A 17,556-nucleotide genomic window follows, 5' to 3' on the forward strand; every position below is an offset into this window, starting at 1 on the left:
GGACCTAATGGTTGAATCTGAAGCCCAGGGGCGACTTCCGGGTATCGCCCCGGTCTCCGTTGTCGATATCGGATCGAATTCTATCCGTCTGGTCGTCTACGAAGGCTTGTCGCGTTCGCCCACCATCCTGTTCAACGAAAAGGTTCTCTGTGGCCTCGGCAAGGGCATAGCCCTGACCGGCAAGATGGACGAGGAAAGCGTCGCACGCGCGCTTCAGGCTCTTCATCGTTTCAAGGCTCTCTCCGATCAGGCACGCGCGGCCACCATGTATGTGCTGGCCACGGCCGCTGCGCGCGAGGCAAGCAACGGTCCTGATTTCATCCATCAGGCCGAGACGATCCTGCAACGGCACGTCCGTATATTGTCGGGTGAGGAAGAGGCACGCTTTGCCTCGCTCGGCATCATCAGCGGCTTCTACAATCCCGATGGCATCGCAGGCGACCTCGGCGGCGGTTCTCTGGAACTGATCGATATCAGGGGCAAGGATGTCAGCGGCGGTATTACCTTGCCGCTCGGCGGTCTGCGCCTCTCCGAATATGCCGGCGGGTCGCTCGCCAAGGCGCGCGCCTTTGCCCGCAAGCAGGTCAAGACTGCCAAGCTTCTCTCCAAGGGGGAGGGGCGCACCTTCTATGCCGTTGGCGGCACCTGGCGAAACATTGCCAAGCTGCACATGGAGATCACTCGTTATCCACTGCACATGATGCAGGGCTACGAGGTGTCTCTCGAAGGCATGACGCAGTTCCTGGATCAGGTCGTCACCGCCAAGGATTCCAAGGAACCGGCACTGCAGGCGGTTTCCAAGCACCGCCGTTCACTGCTGCCCTTCGGCGCCATCGCCATGAAGGAAGTGCTGAACGCCATGAAGCCTTCGGTGATCTCCTTCTCCGCGCAGGGCGTGCGTGAAGGTTATCTCTTTTCGCTGCTGTCCGAATCCGAACGCCGCGCCGATCCGCTGCTGGCTGCCGCCGGCGAGCTTGCGATCCTGCGTGCCCGCTCGCCGGAACATGCCCGCGAGCTGGCTGATTGGACCGGCCGCATGATGCCGTATTTCGGCGTTCAGGAAACCGACGAGGAAAGTCGCTATCGTCAGGCTGCCTGCCTGCTGGCCGATATCAGCTGGCGCGCCCATCCTGATTATCGCGGCGCTCAGGCGCTGAACGTGATTGCTCACTCCTCATTCGTCGGCATCAGCCATCCCGGCCGTGCCTTCATCGCGCTGACCAACTACTACCGCTTCGAAGGTCTGCATGACGACGGCTCCACGGCACCTCTTGCGACGATCGCCGGTCCTGCCTTCATCGACCGCGCAAAGCTGCTCGGCGGCATGTTGCGCGTCGTCTACCTCTTCTCGGCTTCCATGCCGGGCATTGTGCGCAATCTGAGATTCCGCAAAGCTTCCACCCCCGATCTCGATCTGGAATTCGTGGTTCCGCACGAATACCGCGATTTCGCCGGAGAACGACTGGACGGCCGCCTGCAGCAATTGTCGCGGCTGACGAACAAGCGGCTGGCCTTCCGCTTCGAGTAGACAGGTCGGGCAGGCTGCCTGGCCGTTCACCTCTGGTCCCCATGGCCAAGCAGAAGGGCGGCACTTTCGCGCCGCCCTCTCAATCTCGTACTAAATTGCGGATTACTTCGCGTTCAGGAACTCGCCGACTTCGAGGATGCTGAACTCGTTATTGTCAGCCTTGTCGACAGCGCGGCCGGCCGAGAAGGGCAGGTTGTTGTCGTTGCCGATGATGATGTGCGTGGCATCGACGCGGTCGACGTTTTCGATCGTCACGAAGGGCATGTTGTAGACGCCGGGGATATCGCCGGCCTTCTTCTTGTTGTCCGGATCCTGGATGTTCAGGAGATCGATATAGCCGATCTTGCGGACGGACTTGCCGACGTTGGCATCGTTGAACTCGATCTTGTAGACGCGCTTCAGCTCGGCCGGAGCTTCGAAGCAATCCGGCTTCGGCTGCTTGGGATCGGCGCAAGCCTTGTCCTTCGTGCCGGCGCCATTGTCGCGCTCGATCACGAGAGCGGTGGTCTCGTCGAGCATGTTGAAGTCGCCGATCGAAGCGCCCTTGTCTTCGAACGGGTAGAGCCAGCTGCGGCCGGTCCACTTCTTGGAAGCGACGTCGAACTCGATGACGCGGATGGCGGTGTGACCGTCAGCGGTTTCCATCTGGCCGTCGACATAGATGGCGCCTTCCAGCAGACCGTAGAGCTTGGAGCCGTCCTTAGACATGGCGAGGCCCTCGAAGCCGCCGGAGCGCTTAAGGTTGAAGGCCGGCATCTTGGCCGCCGGGTTGGCCGGCAGCTGGATCAACGGGTTGTCGGGGGACAGGACCGGTTTGCCATCGAGCGTCGTCGGGATGACGTCCGTCAGGCGGCCTTCAGTGTCGAATTTCAGGAGGTAGGGGCCGAATTCGTCGCCGAGCCAGAAGCCGTCGGCAACCGGCTGTACGGATTCGATGTCGAAATCGGCACCGGTCAGGTAACGCGTGTCCGAGGCTTCCGTGACGATCGGGAACGGAGCGATCTTGTTCGGGTCGGACAGGAAGAGGTTCTTGACGACGTCAACCTTGTTGGCGTTCCAGTCGAACTTCAGCTGATGCAGGAACAGCATGGAGTCGGACGAGGTGAACTTCGAGCCGAAGCCGTTGTCGGAGAGCGTCCAGAAGGTGCCGTCGGCCATGGTCTTGATGCCGGAAAAACCCTGGATCGGCTGGCCGTCGAGCGGCAGCTTGACGTCGGTTACGCGGGCGCCGTCCTTGCCGTCGATCGTGCCGAGTTTCTCGGTGCGCTTGCGGTCAGGGGTCGTGAACTTGCCCGAGGTCTTGAGAAAAGCCGGCGCATCGGCGGGAGCCGGAACGACCGTGTTGGCAGGCAGGATCGCCTGGCTGGTCAGCTTTGCCGGGAAGAGTTGCTGGTCGGCGGAGGCGGAGCCTGCGACGAGCATGAAAAGTGATACGGAAGCGAAAAGAGCGTTCTTCATGATGTCCCCATAGAACGGAGTGCAAAAGCGCCATCCGCTTAGCAGGGCATTCATGTCGGCACATTGACGGTTGGGTGAAGCTTTGGTGACGTGTGCGGAAAGCTACGGCTCAACCGCGCCGCAGGGTCGCGGGCTGATTGAGGACGGTCACGGCGCGCGAGGAAAGGGCGATGACATCCAGCCCCTGGCCACGGCCGCGCACAGCGTGATTGCCGAGGTTCTCGCCGACAATCTCCTCGGGCAACGTCATGCGTTTGGCGAGCTCGGCGGAAATCAGCACCGGCCGGTTCAATGTTCGGCAGAGCGATTCCAGCCGCGAAGTGGTATTCACCGTATCACCGAAGAAGCTGATCTTATGATGGTCGACGCCGACCTCAGCCGTAATGACGCTGCCGCCGTGAAGGGCGGCCCTGAGCTTCGGCACATGGCCGTAGCTCTTCTTCCAGCTTGCGGCATTGGCTTCGATATCGGCAAGGATATCGAAAAGGCAGCGCACGCAACGCGCATCCTTGACGCCGCGCGCCAGTGGCCAGGTGATGATCGCCGCATCGCCGACATAGTCGTTGATCAGGCCCTTGTTGCGCCGCACAGGCTCGGCGAAGGCGGCAAACAGCGAGCTCAGAAGCTGTTGTGCGCGTAGGTCCCCGTGCTTTTCGGCAAAGGCTGTGGATTCGGCGAGATCGATGAACAGGAAGACCCGCTCTTCCTTCATCGGTCTGCGATAGCGGCTGATCAGCATGCTGATGAAGACCTCGCGCCCGAGCAGTTCCCGCACCCGGAGCAGGAAGATCAATGTTGCGCAGACGGCAAGCGCATAGAGAAAGATGTCGAACGGCATGATCAGCACGTCGATCATCTTCGGCGGATTCAGAACGCCAAGCACAGTAAGGAGGAAACCGGCAGCGGCAAAGCCGATGCTCATCAGGATTTCATAGATGACGAGCTCGGAGATGATGAAGAGCAGGGTCGGCAGTCTTTGTATGCGCCGATAAAGGCCGCGCAACAGCGCCTTGCGTTCGAAGGCGAGGATCGGCATGCCGATGAAAAGCGCGAAGATCGCTCCGATGATGGGCGTCTGACCGGCAAAGAAGTACAGATCGTAGACCACGCCGCTGAGTCCAAGGACGAGCGCAATCAGAATCCAGTTCTGCGTCGGGGATATCTCTCTCATGCCGCCCTTTCGCCGAAGCACTTCATTCGGCTATTGTTTCCGGCGCAGTGCTATGGTCAAGATATTTCGAATTTAAGGCAGCTCGCACAAAGGTGCGAAGCGATTTTGCGCTGACGACACGCGTCAAACAACGAGTTGAAACGCGACAGCCGGGCCGAAGGCCCCTGCCACGATCTACGCTGGGAGCGCGACGGTTTCGACCTTGCGGCCAACGAAGCGCAGAGCAATTTCGCCACGGATGAGCTGCAGCGCCGGCTCGCCGAACAGATCGCGCCGCCATCCATGCATGGCCGCGACATCTGCCGTTTCGCCCTCAGCCGCGATCCTGTCGAGGTCGTCGCTGTTGGCGATTACCTTCGGCGCCACGCCGTGCTTTTCGGAAATCAGCTTGAGCAGCACCTTGAGAAGCTCGACGGCCGCCGCCGCACCTTCCGGCGGCTGTGCCTGGCGCGGCACATGCGGCATTTCTGAACGTGGCAGCGCAAGCGCTGTATTGACCGCATCGAGCACCGCAGCACCCGTGGCCGAGCGCTCCCAGCCCTTCGGAATTGTGCGCAGGCGCCCGAGGGCCTCGGCGTCCTTCGGCTGCTGCTGGGCGATCTCGTAGATCGCATCGTCCTTCAGCACCCGCGAACGCGGGACGTTGCGCGACCGCGCCTCGCGCTCCCGCCAGGCGGCGACATATTTCAGGATCGCCAGCTCCTGCGGCTTGCGCAGGCGAAGCTTCAGCCGCTGCCACGCATCGTCAGGGTGGATATCGTAGGTCTCGCGCGATTCCAGAATGTCCATTTCCTCGCGCAGCCAGGAAGCGCGGCCTTCGCGCTCCAGTTCGGCCTTGAGGTAGACATAGGCGTCGCGCAGATGGGTGACATCGGCCAGCGCATATTCGAGCTGCTTGTCGGAGAGCGGCCGGCGGCTCCAGTCCGTAAAGCGCGAGGACTTGTCGATATGGACGTTCTTCGTGCGGCTGATGAGCTGGTCGTAGGAAACGCTGTCACCAAAGCCGCAGACCATGGCGGCGACCTGCGTATCGAAGATCGGGTGAGGGATCAGGTTGCCACGATTGAAAATGATTTCAATATCCTGCCGCGCCGCGTGAAATACCTTCAGCACATCAGGATTGGCCATCAGCTCGAAGAAGGGCGAAAGATCGATGTCTTTCGCCAGAGGATCGACCAGCACCTCCACCGTTGGGCTCGCCATCTGGATCAGACACAGTTCCGGCCAGAAGGTCGTCTCACGCAGGAATTCAGTATCGATGGTAATGAAATCGGACTTGGCCAGCTCTTTGCAGGCGGCCGCCAGATCGGCGGTGGTTTCGATCATATCAATTCATTCACAAGGAAGAGGTCAGTTAAACCTTCCTTCCCCTTTCGAAGAGATATGTCAATATGGTCAGCGGGCTTCACCTTTACGAAGTCTTATTCGCCATGATGCAGGTGATGTTTTCTGCGGCTGCTGTGTCGCCGAGGTGATAACCGCTGCGCAATATCAAACCACGCGAAGATAGCTCGTCATGCCCGTCTTCTGATGCTCGATGATATGGCAATGCAACAGCCAGTCACCCGGATTGTCAGCGACGAAGGCGAGCTGCACCTTTTCGTCCGGCTGAATGAGATAGGTGTCGGAGACGAGCGGCATCACCTCCCGCGTCGAGGACGAGATGACGGTGAAGCTCATGCCGTGCAGATGGATCGGATGCGTATGCGGCGTGACGTTTTCCAGGTTGAAGACGTAGCTCCTGCCGAGCTTTAGTTCAACGAGCGGTGCGGTCGGATCGGGTGTATCGCCCGGCCACGGCACCTTGTTGATGGCCCAGAAGCTGTAGCCGAGCGTGCCGCAGATGCTTTCGACGGCGGCATTCTCTGCGGTGGCGGACAAGACAAGTGGAATTGTCTCCGCGGAAGAAAGATCGGCCTTCGGCACCGGGTTTTCTGCAAGCGCGCCGAGATCGCCGATATTGCGCTTCAGTGACTGCCCGATGGCGCTGAGGCTCGCGATCACCTTCGGCGTCGTACCGCGAATATCTTCCAGCGTGGCGACCGCCCCTTCGCCATCCGGCATGCGAACGGCAAGGTCGAGCCGCTGTCCTGGTCCGATCTGCAGGAGATCGAGCGGGAAGCGCTTCGGTACCGGATTGCCGTCGATAGCGATAACCGTGGCATCTGCACCTTCCATCTTGAGCGAGAAGATGCGGGTCACGTCGGTGACGGCGATACGCAGGCGCACGAGCCCGCCCGCCGGTGCATCATATTTCGGCTCCTGGTGCCAGTTGGCGGTCCGCACCGTTCCATAGGTGCCGGCCTTTGCTGCATCACGCGGGCGGAACGGCGCGATGAACTGACCATCGCCACCAAGCCGCCAGTCGCGCAGGTTGAGCACGATTTCGGCATCGAAGACGGGATCGGCGGGATCTTCCACGACGAGCACGCCGGTCATGCCGTGGCCCATCTGGGTCAGCGTGTTGCAGTGGGGGTGATACCAGAAGGTTCCGGCATCCGGCGGCGTGAAGAGATAATCGAAGCTGTCGTTTGTATAGACGTAGGGCTGCGTCATGAAGGGCACGCCGTCCATCTTGTTGTCGATGCGCAGTCCGTGCCAGTGGATCGTCGTCGGTTCGTCCAGGCTGTTCGTCAGGCGCGCCGCATAGGCTTTGCCGCGCGGCATGCGCAGCACCGGCGGCAGGCCCTCGTCGCCCCATGTCATGATATCCCGCGTCGGTGCGGCATCCATGATCTGTGCCTCGGTCCTGCGCGCCGTCAGGATGCGCGGCTCGGGCGCGGCCTCCGCCACTCCAAAGCGCCCGGCAATCGCCATGCCTGCGCCATAGGCGCCGGCGACGGCGGAAGCCTTGAGCAGATTGCGGCGGGTGAGGAGGGGCATCGGCAGGTTCCGTCTTCAATGATGCCTCCTTTTAAAGTTGACTATCCTTTTCATCAATACGCAGCCTTCAGCCAAACTGCCGCAGCGCAAGTGTCCTGGCTCATTCGGAAACGAGGGAGCAAGCGGCCCGCCGGCCGTGCCAAGTCTTGACAAATCAGAGCGTCCATGCGCTTGTCCGCCCGATTTTCTTGTCGGCGTGAAGGTCCCGAGGGCCATGCCGCCGTCTTAAGCCAAATGCCAGGATTTGAGATCATGCATCGCTACCGCAGCCACACATGCGCCGCTCTCCGCAAGTCGGACGTCGGCTCGAATGTCCGTATTTCCGGCTGGGTCCACCGTGTCCGAGATCATGGCGGCGTGCTGTTCATCGACCTTCGCGATCACTACGGCATCACCCAGGTGGTTGCCGACCCGGACAGCCCGGCCTTCAAGATGGCCGAAACCGTTCGCGGCGAATGGGTGATCCGCATTGACGGTCTCGTGAAGGCGCGCACCGAAGACACCGTCAACAAGAACATGCCGACCGGCGAGATCGAGCTCTATGCGCAGGAGATCGAAGTTCTCTCTGCCGCAAAGGAACTGCCGCTGCCCGTCTTCGGCGAGCCGGACTATCCGGAAGACGTTCGCCTCAAGTACCGCTTCCTCGATCTCCGCCGCGAGACGCTGCATAAGAACATAGTCAAGCGCACGCAGGTGATCTCCGCCATGCGCCGCGAAATGGGCAATGTCGGCTTCACCGAATATACGACGCCGATCCTGACGGCTTCCTCGCCGGAAGGCGCGCGCGACTTCCTCGTGCCGAGCCGTATCCACCCCGGCACTTTCTACGCCTTGCCGCAGGCTCCGCAGCAGTACAAGCAGCTGCTGATGGTTGCCGGTTTCGACCGCTACTTCCAGATCGCGCCCTGCTTCCGCGATGAAGACCCGCGTGCCGACCGCCTGCCGGGCGAGTTCTACCAGCTCGACCTCGAAATGAGCTTCGTGACCCAGGAAGACGTCTGGAACACGATGGGTCCGCTGATGACCGGCATTTTCGAGGAATTCGCCGAAGGCAAGCCGGTCACCAAGGAATGGCCGCGTATCCCTTATGACGAAGCGATCCGCAAATACGGCTCCGACAAGCCTGATCTGCGCAACCCGATCGTCATGGAAGCCGTGACCGACCATTTTGCCGGCTCCGGCTTCAAGGTCTTCGCCAACATGATCGCCTCCAACCCGAAGGTTCAGGTCTGGGCGATCCCGGCCAAGACCGGCGGTTCGCGCGCCTTTTGCGACCGCATGAACGCCTGGGCGCAGAGCCAGGGCCAGCCCGGCCTCGGCTATATCTTCTGGCGCAAGGAAGGCGAAAAGCTCGAAGGCGCCGGCCCGCTTGCCAAGAACATCGGCGAAGAGCGTACGGATGCCATCCGCAACCAGCTCGGCCTCGGTGACGGCGACGCCTGCTTCTTCGTCGCCGGCGAACCGGAAAAGTTCTACAAGTTTGCAGGCGAAGCCCGCAACCGCGCCGCCGACGAGCTGAACCTCATTGACCGCGACCGCTTCGAACTCTGCTGGATCGTCGATTTTCCGTTCTTCGAATGGAACGAAGATGAGAAGAAGGTCGACTTCGCCCACAATCCGTTCTCTATGCCGCAGGGCGGCCTCGATGCGCTGACCAATCAGGATCCGCTGACGATCAAGGCCTTCCAGTACGACGCGGTCTGCAACGGCTTCGAAATCGCCTCTGGCTCGATCCGTAACCAGTCGCCGGAAACCATGGTCGCTGCCTTCGAAAAGGTGGGCCTGAGCCAGCAGGATGTCGAGGATCGTTTCGGCGGCCTCTACCGCGCCTTCCAGTACGGCGCGCCGCCGCATGGTGGTGCCGYCTTCGGTATCGACCGTATCGTCATGCTGCTCGTCGGCGCGAAGAACCTGCGCGAAATCTCGCTCTTCCCGATGAACCAGCAGGCCCAGGATCTGCTGATGGGCGCGCCGACACCGGCAACGACCGCCCAGCTGCGCGAACTGGCGATCCGCCCGATCCCGCCGCAGAAGAAAGACTGAGGCAGGCATCACAAAACAAAAAAAGCCCGGCGAAGATATCGCCGGGCTTTTTTGTTGGGTTGAGACGAACTCAGTCGTTCGCCGAAACCTTCACCCCAAGCATCTGCGGCACCGTGTTCGGTGCACCCATGGCAGCACCGACAATCATCGGGAATGCGACTGGCTTCTCAGGCGTGGCCTTGACGGTCAGGCTCTTCGGATTGTCGAGGAAGGTGCTGACCGCAGCCGAAATCGCGTTCTGCAGCTCCGGAATGTTGAGCTGCGCGAGCATGATCGGCGTCATCGCCTTCAGCGAATCCGCCATCTGCTGGCCGGAGACGTTCTGCTTCGAACCGGCATAGTCCAGCGCGCGCTTGGTGATCGACGCATCCTCGAAGCGGATCTGCGCGGAATCGAATGTCAGCTGCTGGGCAAGTCCGAGCATGGCGAGGCCGAGCGCCTGCTGTGCTTCTTCCTTGTTGGGGTTGGCTTCCGACTGCTCGAACGCTTGTGCCATCGATTTTCCGAAAGCCAACGTATAGCCGGACATTTTTAAACCGAATTGCAATTTGCCGACATTGGTGAAGTCGAAGGAAATGTCTGAAAGGTCGATCGTGCCAGGCTCGAGATCCCAAGATCCCTTCAAGCTGACGTCACCCTGAATGTGCTGAAGCGCCAGCTTCTCGATTGCTTCTTTGGTCTGCGGGTCGCTGGCTTTGCTGAGGTCGAACTTCATCCCCTTAAATGCGCCGTCAAAGTCGAAGCCGGATTCGTCCTCGCGGAGCGTGCTATTCACATCGCCCTCGAGCATCGAGAAGACTTCCGCACCGTCCTTAACCACCTTGAGGGCGCCGGTATGGAGATTTTCGGCCCAGAGCATGGTGTCTGGGCTGTCATCACCCGGTTTGGCGGGTACGGTGATGCCGCCGAGACTCAGGTCTTTTGCGGTCACCGTCACACCATCTGCGGTGCTATCGACATCTTCAAAAGTGGCCCCTTCAATATAATAGCTGCCGTCGTCCTGTTCTTCAACGCCAGAGAGAGTGATATCGCCGACAGGAAAAGGTTTAGCACCTTTTGGCGTGTAGCTGACGCTTTTGAGTGTGACGGTCGTGCCGTCGATATCGATGCTGCTGGGCGAAATCGTTCCGGTCTGCTGGCTGGAGGCGGCATTGATCTTCGTCAGGAGATCCTGGCCGTCCAGCGCGAACGCAGAACCAGCGAACGATAGAATGGCTGCGCTCGACAGCATCAGCCGCGTTGTGCGGTAAAAGGTCATGAGAAAGTCCCCTGGATGGCAAGTGCCGTTGACTATTACAAAGAAGCTACTGCGGAACGGTCCGGCTTTATATTTGCAGACCCCTAAATTTTTATTGAGAGGATAGGCAAACAGAGTCCAAATTCAGCTGTCACCTTTTACAGCTTTCGTGTCAGCATGAAGACGTCATCCACAGCCGGAGCGCCCGGATTCCTTGCCCCACAGGGGTTTCTGAGTTAGTCAAGGTTCCATGGGACAAGAGATTTTACCGCCTTCCGGCGGAGACGGCGACAATATTCAACCGGTCGACCTGAAGGCGGCGCTCGAAGAGCGCTATCTTCGTTATGCGCTGTCGACCATCATGCACCGCGCTCTGCCTGATGTGCGTGATGGCCTGAAACCGGTCCATCGCCGCATCGTCTATGCGATGAACGACATGGGCCTGCGGCCGAATGCGGCCTTCAGGAAATGCGCAAAGATCGTCGGCGAGGTGATGGGTAACTATCATCCGCATGGCGACCAGTCGATCTATGACGCGCTGGCGCGCCTGGCGCAGGATTTCTCGCAGCGCTATACGCTGGTGAACGGCCAGGGCAATTTCGGCAATATCGACGGCGACAGTCCCGCCGCCATGCGATACACCGAATCGAAGATGACCGCGGTCTCCGAACTGCTGCTCGAAGGCATCGATCAGGATGCCGTCGATTTCCGCGACACCTACGACGAATCCAATTCCGAACCGATCGTTCTTCCTGGTGCCTTCCCGAACCTTCTCGCGAACGGCTCTTCGGGCATTGCCGTGGGTATGGCGACGTCCATTCCCTCGCACAATGTGCACGAGATCTGCGACGCCGCACTCCACCTGATCAAGCATCCCGATGCCACGGTCGAAAAGCTCGTCGAATTCATCCCCGGCCCGGATTTCCCGACCGGCGGCATCATCATCGATAACAAAGAAAGCATCATCGAGAGCTACCGCACCGGCCGCGGCGGTTTTCGTGTGCGTGCGAAATGGGAGACGGAAGATCTCGGCCGCGGCGGCTACCAGATCATCGTCACCGAAATTCCCTTCCAGGTGCAGAAGTCGCGCCTGATCGAAAAGATCGCTGAGCTCCTGATCGCCCGCAAGCTGCCGCTGCTGGAAGATATCAGGGATGAATCGGCCGAGGATATCCGCATCGTCCTGGTGCCGAAGAGCCGCACCGTCGATCCGACCATCCTCATGGAATCCATGTTCAAGCTGACGGAGCTCGAAAGCCGCTTCCCGCTGAACATGAACGTGCTGTCGATGGGCGTCATCCCGCGCGTCATGGCGCTGAACGAAGTGCTGAAGGAGTGGCTGCAGCATCGCCGCGAGGTCCTGCAGCGCCGATCGCGCTTCCGCCTTGCTGCTATCGACAGGCGCCTCGAAATCCTCGGCGGCCTGCTCGTCGCCTACCTCAATATCGATGAGGTGATACGTATCATCCGCGAAGAGGATGAGCCGAAGCCTGTCATGATGAAACGCTGGGACCTGACCGACGTTCAGGTCGAGGCGATCCTCAACATGCGGCTGCGCGCCCTGCGCAAGCTCGAAGAATTCGAGATCCGCAAGGAGCACGACGAGCTCACCAAGGAAAAGGCCGATATCGAGGCGCTGCTCGCTTCCGACGAGAAGCAGTGGCAGACAGTCTCCTGGGAAATCGGCGAGGTGAAGAAGAAATTCGCCAAGGCGACCGAGATCGGCCGCCGCCGCACGCAGTTTGCCGAAGCGCCCGATGCCGACGAAGAGGCCGTCCAGCACGCGATGATCGAGAAGGAACCGATCACTGTCGTCGTCTCCGAAAAGGGCTGGATCCGCGCTTTGAAGGGTCACATTTCCGATACGTCCACATTGGCCTTCAAGGAAGGCGACGGCCTGAAGGTGGCTTTCCCGGCGCAGACGACGGACAAGATCCTGATCGTCACGACCGGCGGCAAGGTCTTCACGCTCGGCGGCGACAAGCTGCCCGGCGGCCGCGGCCATGGCGAGCCGCTGCGCATCATGATCGACATGGAAAACGATCAGGACGTATTGACTGCCTTCGTCCACGATGCGGCACGCAAGATGCTGATCGTCTCGACGGTCGGCAATGGCTTCGTGGTGCCGGAAGTGGAAATGGTCGCCAATACCCGCAAGGGCAAGCAGATCATGAACGTCTCCATGCCGGATGAGACCAAGCTTCTCGTGCCCGTGACCGGCGATCACATCGCCGTCGTCGGCGAGAACCGCAAGATGCTGGTCTTCCCGCTGAGCCAGGTGCCGGAAATGACGCGCGGCAAGGGCGTGCGCCTGCAGCGCTATAAGGATGGCGGCATTTCCGACGTTCGCTGCTTTGCCATCACCGATGGCCTGAGCTGGGAAGACAGTGCCGGCCGCACCTTCACCAAGAACAAGGACGAGCTCGCCGAGTGGCTTGCCGACCGCGCCACCGCCGGCCGCACTGTGCCGAAGGGCTTTCCACGCAGCGGCAAATTCGCCGGCTGATCCGGGAATTTTGAGGCTCCGCCCTTGGCGGGCGGAGCAATTCCTCTATCTCAGTCCTGTCACCAAAAAGAAGGGCCAACAAGAAGGGCAATGTCGTTCCGCGGGCGGGCGGGATGGCCATAAGCCGTGCGCTTGGAAGAGCGTGAGAACACAACGGAGGAATGCCGATGGCCGCCGCAAATACCATCAAACTGCATGTCGCCCACAGCTACAGGGCGCCCCCTGCCACGGTCTATGATGCCTGGCTCAATCCCGAAATCGCCCGCCGCTTTTTATTCGCAACCGATGACGGCCATGTCGTGCGCGCCGATATCGATCCGCGCGTCGGCGGCCGCTTCATCATCGTCGACCGCCGCCCGACCGGCGACGCCTTTCATCACGGCGTATTCCTGGAGCTGAAGCGCCCCAGACACATCGTGTTCTGCTTCTCGGTCGAGGAACACGACCATAATTGCGATCGCGTCGAAATCGACATCGAACCACTCGGCAGCGGCAGCCGCCTGACCCTCACGCACGAGATGTGCGCGGAATGGGCGGAATACGAGGAAAAGACCCGTCAGGGCTGGACACATATCGTCGAAGGGCTGGATCGGGAACTGGAGCTTTCGCCAGGTTCGAAACGATCGAACCCCGAAGCCGGCCAGTCTGCAGGCGCTACGGCGTGAGCGGAACTGTGTGATCGCGCAGGAAGCGGGTTGCGCCGTCTTCGTCTATTTCGCCTGCCGCGACATCCTGCACGAATGTGATGATCTGCGCGTTGTCAGTGTCGACAAGGTAGCCGTTGATATAGAGAAATGTAAAAGCTGCGAGGTAACCGGTGCGCTTGTTGCCGTCCGCAAAGGGATGGTTTCTAACGATTCCATGAAGATACGCTGCTGCCAACACGAAAATATCCGGCTCGCCATAAGCGGCTTTGTTAATCGGTCGTGCCAAGCCCATTTCCAATGAATCGAAAGAGCGAAGCCCTGGCAGACCTCCGTGTTCGGTGATCTGCTCTTCATGCATCTTTTCAATCGCTTCCCGGCTGAGCCACTTCAAACGACTCATTTCGCGAGTTCACGAAGGGCAACCCTATATTTTTCCATGCCGATGCGTGCAGCGCGCATCTGCTCTGCGAGATCTGCGGATTCCGGGACCAGCTGGATTGTGCCGTCCGTCTCGCGCAACTCAAGGCTGTCGCCACTACTGAGCCCCAGACGTTGAAGTATTTCCTTCGGAATGATGACCCCTTCCGAATTGCCGATTTTGCGGATGGTGACGTTCATAATCGCTTCCCGTAATAACAGAGTTATAACAATAGATAGGTCGTAATCACTTGCCAATCAAGCGAGTTGAACGTTTCTGCCCCTCGCCATCCAGACGGAATGGGCGGCGATCGCCGCAACCAGTATCGCACCGCCGACAAGCGTCATCGAGGCTGGCGTTTCGGCGAAGATCAGCCAGACCCAAATCGGTGCAAGCACCGTTTCCAACAGGTAGAACATCCCGACTTCAGGCGCGGAAAGATATCGCGGTCCCGTCGCCAGGCACCAGAAGGCGACCGGCATCATGATGGCGCCGTTGAAGACGATCCATCCGGGGTGAGCGATTGAAAGTCCCGTAGGCAGGACCTGCACCAGGCCGAGTGCTGCCGGCAGGATTGCGGCAAGCAGCGGCACGAAGCCCATCTCCCGGCGCGAGGCACGACCGACTGTGATGGCGGCGGCAAGCACCAGCGCGCTTAAAAGCGCCATGGCGTCGCCGAAGACGTGGCCGCTCGAAAGTCCCTCGCGCACGATCAGGCCGACGCCGAAGATCATGAACAGCATGGCGATTAAGGTCACCGGCTGCGGCTTCTCCTTGAGAAATAGCCACGACAGCAGTGCTCCGAACATCGGGTTGAAGGCAACGATGAAGACGACGTTCGCCGTGGACGTATTGAAGACTGCCAAGACGAAGGTGACGGAAGAAAGCCCGTAGAGCAGTCCGGCCAGGAGGCCGGGGCGACCGGGCACGAGCGGCGGCCACCTGCCGGAGAACAGGCGCATCGCAACCAGGATGACGAATGTGGCAAGAACCGTCGCCAGGCTTCGCGCGCTGAGGATCGACCAGATATCGCCATGGGCGAGGCGAACGAGCGGAATGTCCATGGAAAGTGCCAGCCCGCCGATCGCCGTCAGCAGCAGGCCCTTCCGATGATCGGAAAGGTGGGGAAGGGGCATCAGTCCTGCGGATCGTCCTCGAGAGAAGAGGGATCGAAACGTTCCCAGCCGCGCGGCGTCAGATGTTCCTGCGGCTGGAAGCGCGTCTTGTAATCCATCTTCCGCGATCCTTGAACCCAGTAGCCAAGATAGACATGCGGCAGGCCCAGCGCCCTGGTGCGGTGCACGTGGTCGAGGATCATGAAAGTGCCGAGCGAACGCCGGTCGAGGTCTGGGTTGAAGTAGGAATAGACCATGGAAAGGCCGTCGCTCATCGTGTCGGTCAGCGCAGCGGCAAGCAACTCGCCCTTGGGGCGCGTCTCCAGGCCGGAGCCTTCCTCGCGTCGGCGATATTCGATGATCTTCGTATTCACATGCGTATCTTCCACCATGATCGCATAGTCGAGCACGGTCATGTCGGACATGCCGCCCTGCTGGTGGCGATAATCGAGATAGCGGCGGAAGAGCGAATATTGCTCGCTCGATGGCTGGGCAGGGAATTCCGTCGCGATGATATCGGAATTGTTCGCCAGCACCCGCTTCATCGATTTGGTGGGTTCGAACTCCTGCGCGAGGATCCGCACCGACACGCAGGCGCGACAGGCCTCGCAGGCGGGGCGGTAGGCGATGTTCTGGGAACGGCGGAAGCCGCCCTGAGTCAAAATGTCGTTCATCTCTGCAGCGCGCGGACCGACGAGGTGAGTGAAGACCTTGCGCTCCATCTCATGCGGCAGATACGGACACGTAGCCGGAGCCGTCAGATAAAACTGCGGGGATGGCGTAGTCTGGGTATTCATCTCTTGCGGAGATTTCCTTTCGGGGCGCCTGTCATTCCAGACAGCATGACGCAAGAATAAAAAACGTCAACAGCACGGCATTCAGTGCCGCGCAATCGAATATTCGATTTCTTGGATATGGCGCCTTTTTGTGGCCGGCAAAGGGCGGGCGGGGACTTTATTTCGTCCCCGCCGCGAAGGAATCAGTTGGTGCGGATCGTCGCCGTGCCGACGAGGAAATCGTGCAGCAGGCGCGAGCGTTCCGTGAACAGGCCGACCAGCAGAATCAGCGGCGTCAACACCGAGTTCAGGATCCAGAAGAGTGCCAGGTGAGCAACGGCCAGGATGAAGTCCATCGGCCTTCCATCAACACGCACGATCGCGATACCCATCGCACGCATGCCAAGCGAAGCCTGCGATGGACCGCCGACAGTCAAGCCAAAGTACAGGCCTGCGACGATGACGAACAGGGCCGGATAAAGGATGAAGCCGAGCCCCAACGTGACGATCCCAAGGAAGAACACCACGATCGCCGCCGGAATGCAGAGCAGGGCGACGATGACATAGTCGAGGATGAATGCGAAGACGCGACGGCTGAGCACACCACTATAGGCGCGCCAGTCCTCCGGTGCGGCATAAAGCGGATTGGGGTTGTAGCTCATCCATATCTCCCTTCGAAAGACGATGCGGCTGATATGGTATCGTCCGGGGGAAATACAATAATTCGCCCGAAAATCACCTTTTTGCGAGGATTTTCGCCACTTCCGGCGCAAAATAGGTGAGGATGCCGTCGCAACCGGCGCGCTTGAAGGCAAGCAGCGTCTCCATCATGATCCGCTCGCCGTCTATCCAGCCGTTCATGGCTGCAGCCTTGATTTGCGAATATTCGCCGGACACCTGATAGGCGAAAGTCGGCAGGCCGAAAGCCTCCTTCACGCGCCAGCAGATGTCGATATAGGCAAGCCCTGGCTTCACCATCAGCATGTCTGCGCCTTCCTCGACATCGAGGGCGGCATCGCGCAGCGCTTCCGTACCGTTCGCCGGATTGATGTAATAGCTGTTCTTGTCGCCCTTCAGCAGGCCTTTGGTATTGATCGCCTCGCGATAGGGCCCGTAGAAGCCGGAGGAAAACTTCGTTGCATAGGACATGATGCCGACGCTCTGATGCCCGGCGGCATCGAGCCCGCGGCGGATCGCGCCGATGCGTCCGTCCATCATTTCCGAGGGAGCAATGATGTCGGCGCCGGCATCGGCCTGCAGGATCGCGGCCTTGACGACCTGGTCGACCGTCTCGTCATTGACGATCTCGCCGTCGCGCAGGATGCCGTCATGCCCGTGGCTGGTGAAGGGGTCGAGCGCCACATCAGTAATAATGCCGATATTGGGCACTGCCTTTTTGATGGCAGCCGTCGTCTGATTGATGAGGTTATTGGCGACAAGACTGTTCGACCCTGTCTCATCGCGCAATTCCATCTCTATATCGGGGAAGGTGGCGATAGCGGGGATACCAAGATCGGCCGCTTCCTTCGCCGCCTCGACCGCCTTGTCGACGCTCATGCGGTTGACACCCGGCATGGCGGCGATCGGATCGACGATGCCGGTTCCGGGGACGATGAAGATCGGCCAGATCAGATCGTCGACCGTCAGGCGGTTTTCCTGCACCAGCCGCCGCGTCCAGTCGGCCTTGCGGTTGCGCCGCATGCGCCGATGACCGGTGATTTCATCGACGAGATGTGTCTTGTCCTGCATGATATCTGTCCCTGGGCCATTCCAT

The 17,556-nt window shown here is 60.1% G+C and carries 15 protein-coding genes; 4 read left to right on the forward strand and 11 right to left on the reverse strand.

Annotated features, from left to right (window positions below):
- The first annotated feature begins 7 nt into the window (after nt 1-7).
- Nucleotides 8-1,528: an exopolyphosphatase gene (gene ppx / locus AC1DF8_RS16310; RefSeq protein WP_112968016.1), complete on the forward strand. Its 1,521-nt coding sequence runs from the start codon at nt 8-10 to the stop codon at nt 1,526-1,528.
- Between the two features lie 102 nt (nt 1,529-1,630).
- Here ppx and AC1DF8_RS16315 read toward each other — a convergent pair whose 3' ends face one another.
- From AC1DF8_RS16315 to AC1DF8_RS16330, 4 genes are all read right to left on the reverse strand, one after another.
- On the reverse strand, nt 1,631-2,986 hold the full coding sequence (locus AC1DF8_RS16315) for an esterase-like activity of phytase family protein (RefSeq protein ID WP_112968017.1): 1,356 nt from the start codon (nt 2,984-2,986) through the stop codon (nt 1,631-1,633).
- A gap of 109 nt (nt 2,987-3,095) precedes the next feature.
- Nucleotides 3,096-4,157: an adenylate/guanylate cyclase domain-containing protein gene (locus AC1DF8_RS16320; protein ID WP_113204704.1), complete on the reverse strand. Its 1,062-nt coding sequence runs from the start codon at nt 4,155-4,157 to the stop codon at nt 3,096-3,098.
- Between the two features lie 174 nt (nt 4,158-4,331).
- Entirely contained in the window at nt 4,332-5,483 is a 1,152-nt protein-coding gene (gene rnd / locus AC1DF8_RS16325; RefSeq protein WP_478154177.1) for a ribonuclease D, read from the reverse strand.
- Nucleotides 5,484-5,648: 165 nt separating this feature from the next.
- Nucleotides 5,649-7,040 carry a multicopper oxidase family protein gene (locus AC1DF8_RS16330; RefSeq protein ID WP_478154178.1) on the reverse strand — a complete coding sequence of 464 codons (1,392 nt, stop codon included), beginning with the start codon at nt 7,038-7,040 and terminating at the stop codon, nt 5,649-5,651.
- A 252-nt stretch (nt 7,041-7,292) separates the two neighbouring features.
- Here AC1DF8_RS16330 and aspS point away from each other — a divergent pair, with 252 nt between their 5' ends.
- On the forward strand, nt 7,293-9,083 hold the full coding sequence (aspS, locus tag AC1DF8_RS16335) for an aspartate--tRNA ligase (protein WP_478154179.1): 1,791 nt from the start codon (nt 7,293-7,295) through the stop codon (nt 9,081-9,083).
- A 70-nt stretch (nt 9,084-9,153) separates the two neighbouring features.
- Here the strand turns inward: aspS and AC1DF8_RS16340 are convergent, their stop codons facing one another.
- Nucleotides 9,154-10,341 (reverse strand): hypothetical protein, encoded by a 1,188-nt coding sequence (locus AC1DF8_RS16340; protein WP_478154180.1) that lies wholly within the window; start codon nt 10,339-10,341, stop codon nt 9,154-9,156.
- Between the two features lie 229 nt (nt 10,342-10,570).
- Here AC1DF8_RS16340 and parC point away from each other — a divergent pair, with 229 nt between their 5' ends.
- Together parC and AC1DF8_RS16350 are read left to right on the forward strand one after the other, a co-directional pair.
- Entirely contained in the window at nt 10,571-12,826 is a 2,256-nt protein-coding gene (parC, locus tag AC1DF8_RS16345; RefSeq protein WP_478154181.1) for a DNA topoisomerase IV subunit A, read from the forward strand.
- A gap of 167 nt (nt 12,827-12,993) precedes the next feature.
- The gene (locus AC1DF8_RS16350; protein ID WP_478154182.1) at nt 12,994-13,491 is read left to right on the forward strand and encodes an SRPBCC family protein; all 498 of its coding nucleotides are present in this window, start codon (nt 12,994-12,996) and stop codon (nt 13,489-13,491) included.
- Here AC1DF8_RS16350 and AC1DF8_RS16355 read toward each other — a convergent pair.
- The 6 genes from AC1DF8_RS16355 to hemB all read right to left on the reverse strand — a co-directional run bounded on the left by AC1DF8_RS16355 (nt 13,481) and on the right by hemB (nt 17,531).
- A complete protein-coding gene (locus AC1DF8_RS16355) occupies nt 13,481-13,873 on the reverse strand; it encodes a type II toxin-antitoxin system death-on-curing family toxin (RefSeq protein WP_478154183.1) in 393 nt (130 codons plus the stop codon). The genes AC1DF8_RS16350 and AC1DF8_RS16355 overlap by 11 nt on opposite strands.
- Complete coding sequence (locus tag AC1DF8_RS16360) at nt 13,870-14,091, reverse strand: AbrB/MazE/SpoVT family DNA-binding domain-containing protein (protein ID WP_112544673.1); 222 nt, start codon at nt 14,089-14,091, stop codon at nt 13,870-13,872. Before AC1DF8_RS16360 ends, AC1DF8_RS16355 begins: the two co-directional genes overlap by 4 nt.
- 57 nt (nt 14,092-14,148) lie before the next feature.
- A complete protein-coding gene (locus AC1DF8_RS16365) occupies nt 14,149-15,027 on the reverse strand; it encodes a DMT family transporter (RefSeq protein WP_478154184.1) in 879 nt (292 codons plus the stop codon).
- Nucleotides 15,027-15,803, reverse strand: coding sequence for an arginyltransferase (locus AC1DF8_RS16370; protein WP_020487538.1), 777 nt, complete (start codon nt 15,801-15,803; stop codon nt 15,027-15,029). Before AC1DF8_RS16370 ends, AC1DF8_RS16365 begins: the two co-directional genes overlap by 1 nt.
- Before the next feature lie 182 nt (nt 15,804-15,985).
- Nucleotides 15,986-16,444: an RDD family protein gene (locus AC1DF8_RS16375; protein WP_112544671.1), complete on the reverse strand. Its 459-nt coding sequence runs from the start codon at nt 16,442-16,444 to the stop codon at nt 15,986-15,988.
- A 73-nt stretch (nt 16,445-16,517) separates the two neighbouring features.
- Nucleotides 16,518-17,531: a porphobilinogen synthase gene (gene hemB, locus AC1DF8_RS16380; RefSeq protein ID WP_113212471.1), complete on the reverse strand. Its 1,014-nt coding sequence runs from the start codon at nt 17,529-17,531 to the stop codon at nt 16,518-16,520.
- Between the last annotated feature and the right edge of the window lie 25 nt (nt 17,532-17,556).

This window comes from Rhizobium sp. 05N49, from assembly GCF_056396805.1.

Bases quoted from the DNA above. Each gene is read 5' to 3' on its own strand.
- ppx (WP_112968016.1), top strand. From the start codon at position 8: ATGGTTGAATCTGAAGCCCAGGGGCGACTTCCGGGTATCGCCCCGGTC.
- AC1DF8_RS16315 (WP_112968017.1), bottom strand. From the start codon at position 2,986: ATGAAGAACGCTCTTTTCGCTTCCGTATCACTTTTCATGCTCGTCGCA.
- AC1DF8_RS16320 (WP_113204704.1), bottom strand. From the start codon at position 4,157: ATGAGAGAGATATCCCCGACGCAGAACTGGATTCTGATTGCGCTCGTC.
- rnd (WP_478154177.1), bottom strand. From the start codon at position 5,483: ATGATCGAAACCACCGCCGATCTGGCGGCCGCCTGCAAAGAGCTGGCC.
- AC1DF8_RS16330 (WP_478154178.1), bottom strand. From the start codon at position 7,040: ATGCCCCTCCTCACCCGCCGCAATCTGCTCAAGGCTTCCGCCGTCGCC.
- AC1DF8_RS16340 (WP_478154180.1), bottom strand. From the start codon at position 10,341: ATGACCTTTTACCGCACAACGCGGCTGATGCTGTCGAGCGCAGCCATT.
- parC (WP_478154181.1), top strand. From the start codon at position 10,571: ATGGGACAAGAGATTTTACCGCCTTCCGGCGGAGACGGCGACAATATT.
- AC1DF8_RS16350 (WP_478154182.1), top strand. From the start codon at position 12,994: ATGGCCGCCGCAAATACCATCAAACTGCATGTCGCCCACAGCTACAGG.
- AC1DF8_RS16355 (WP_478154183.1), bottom strand. From the start codon at position 13,873: ATGAGTCGTTTGAAGTGGCTCAGCCGGGAAGCGATTGAAAAGATGCAT.
- AC1DF8_RS16360 (WP_112544673.1), bottom strand. From the start codon at position 14,091: ATGAACGTCACCATCCGCAAAATCGGCAATTCGGAAGGGGTCATCATT.
- AC1DF8_RS16365 (WP_478154184.1), bottom strand. From the start codon at position 15,027: ATGCCCCTTCCCCACCTTTCCGATCATCGGAAGGGCCTGCTGCTGACG.
- AC1DF8_RS16370 (WP_020487538.1), bottom strand. From the start codon at position 15,803: ATGAATACCCAGACTACGCCATCCCCGCAGTTTTATCTGACGGCTCCG.
- AC1DF8_RS16375 (WP_112544671.1), bottom strand. From the start codon at position 16,444: ATGAGCTACAACCCCAATCCGCTTTATGCCGCACCGGAGGACTGGCGC.
- hemB (WP_113212471.1), bottom strand. From the start codon at position 17,531: ATGCAGGACAAGACACATCTCGTCGATGAAATCACCGGTCATCGGCGC.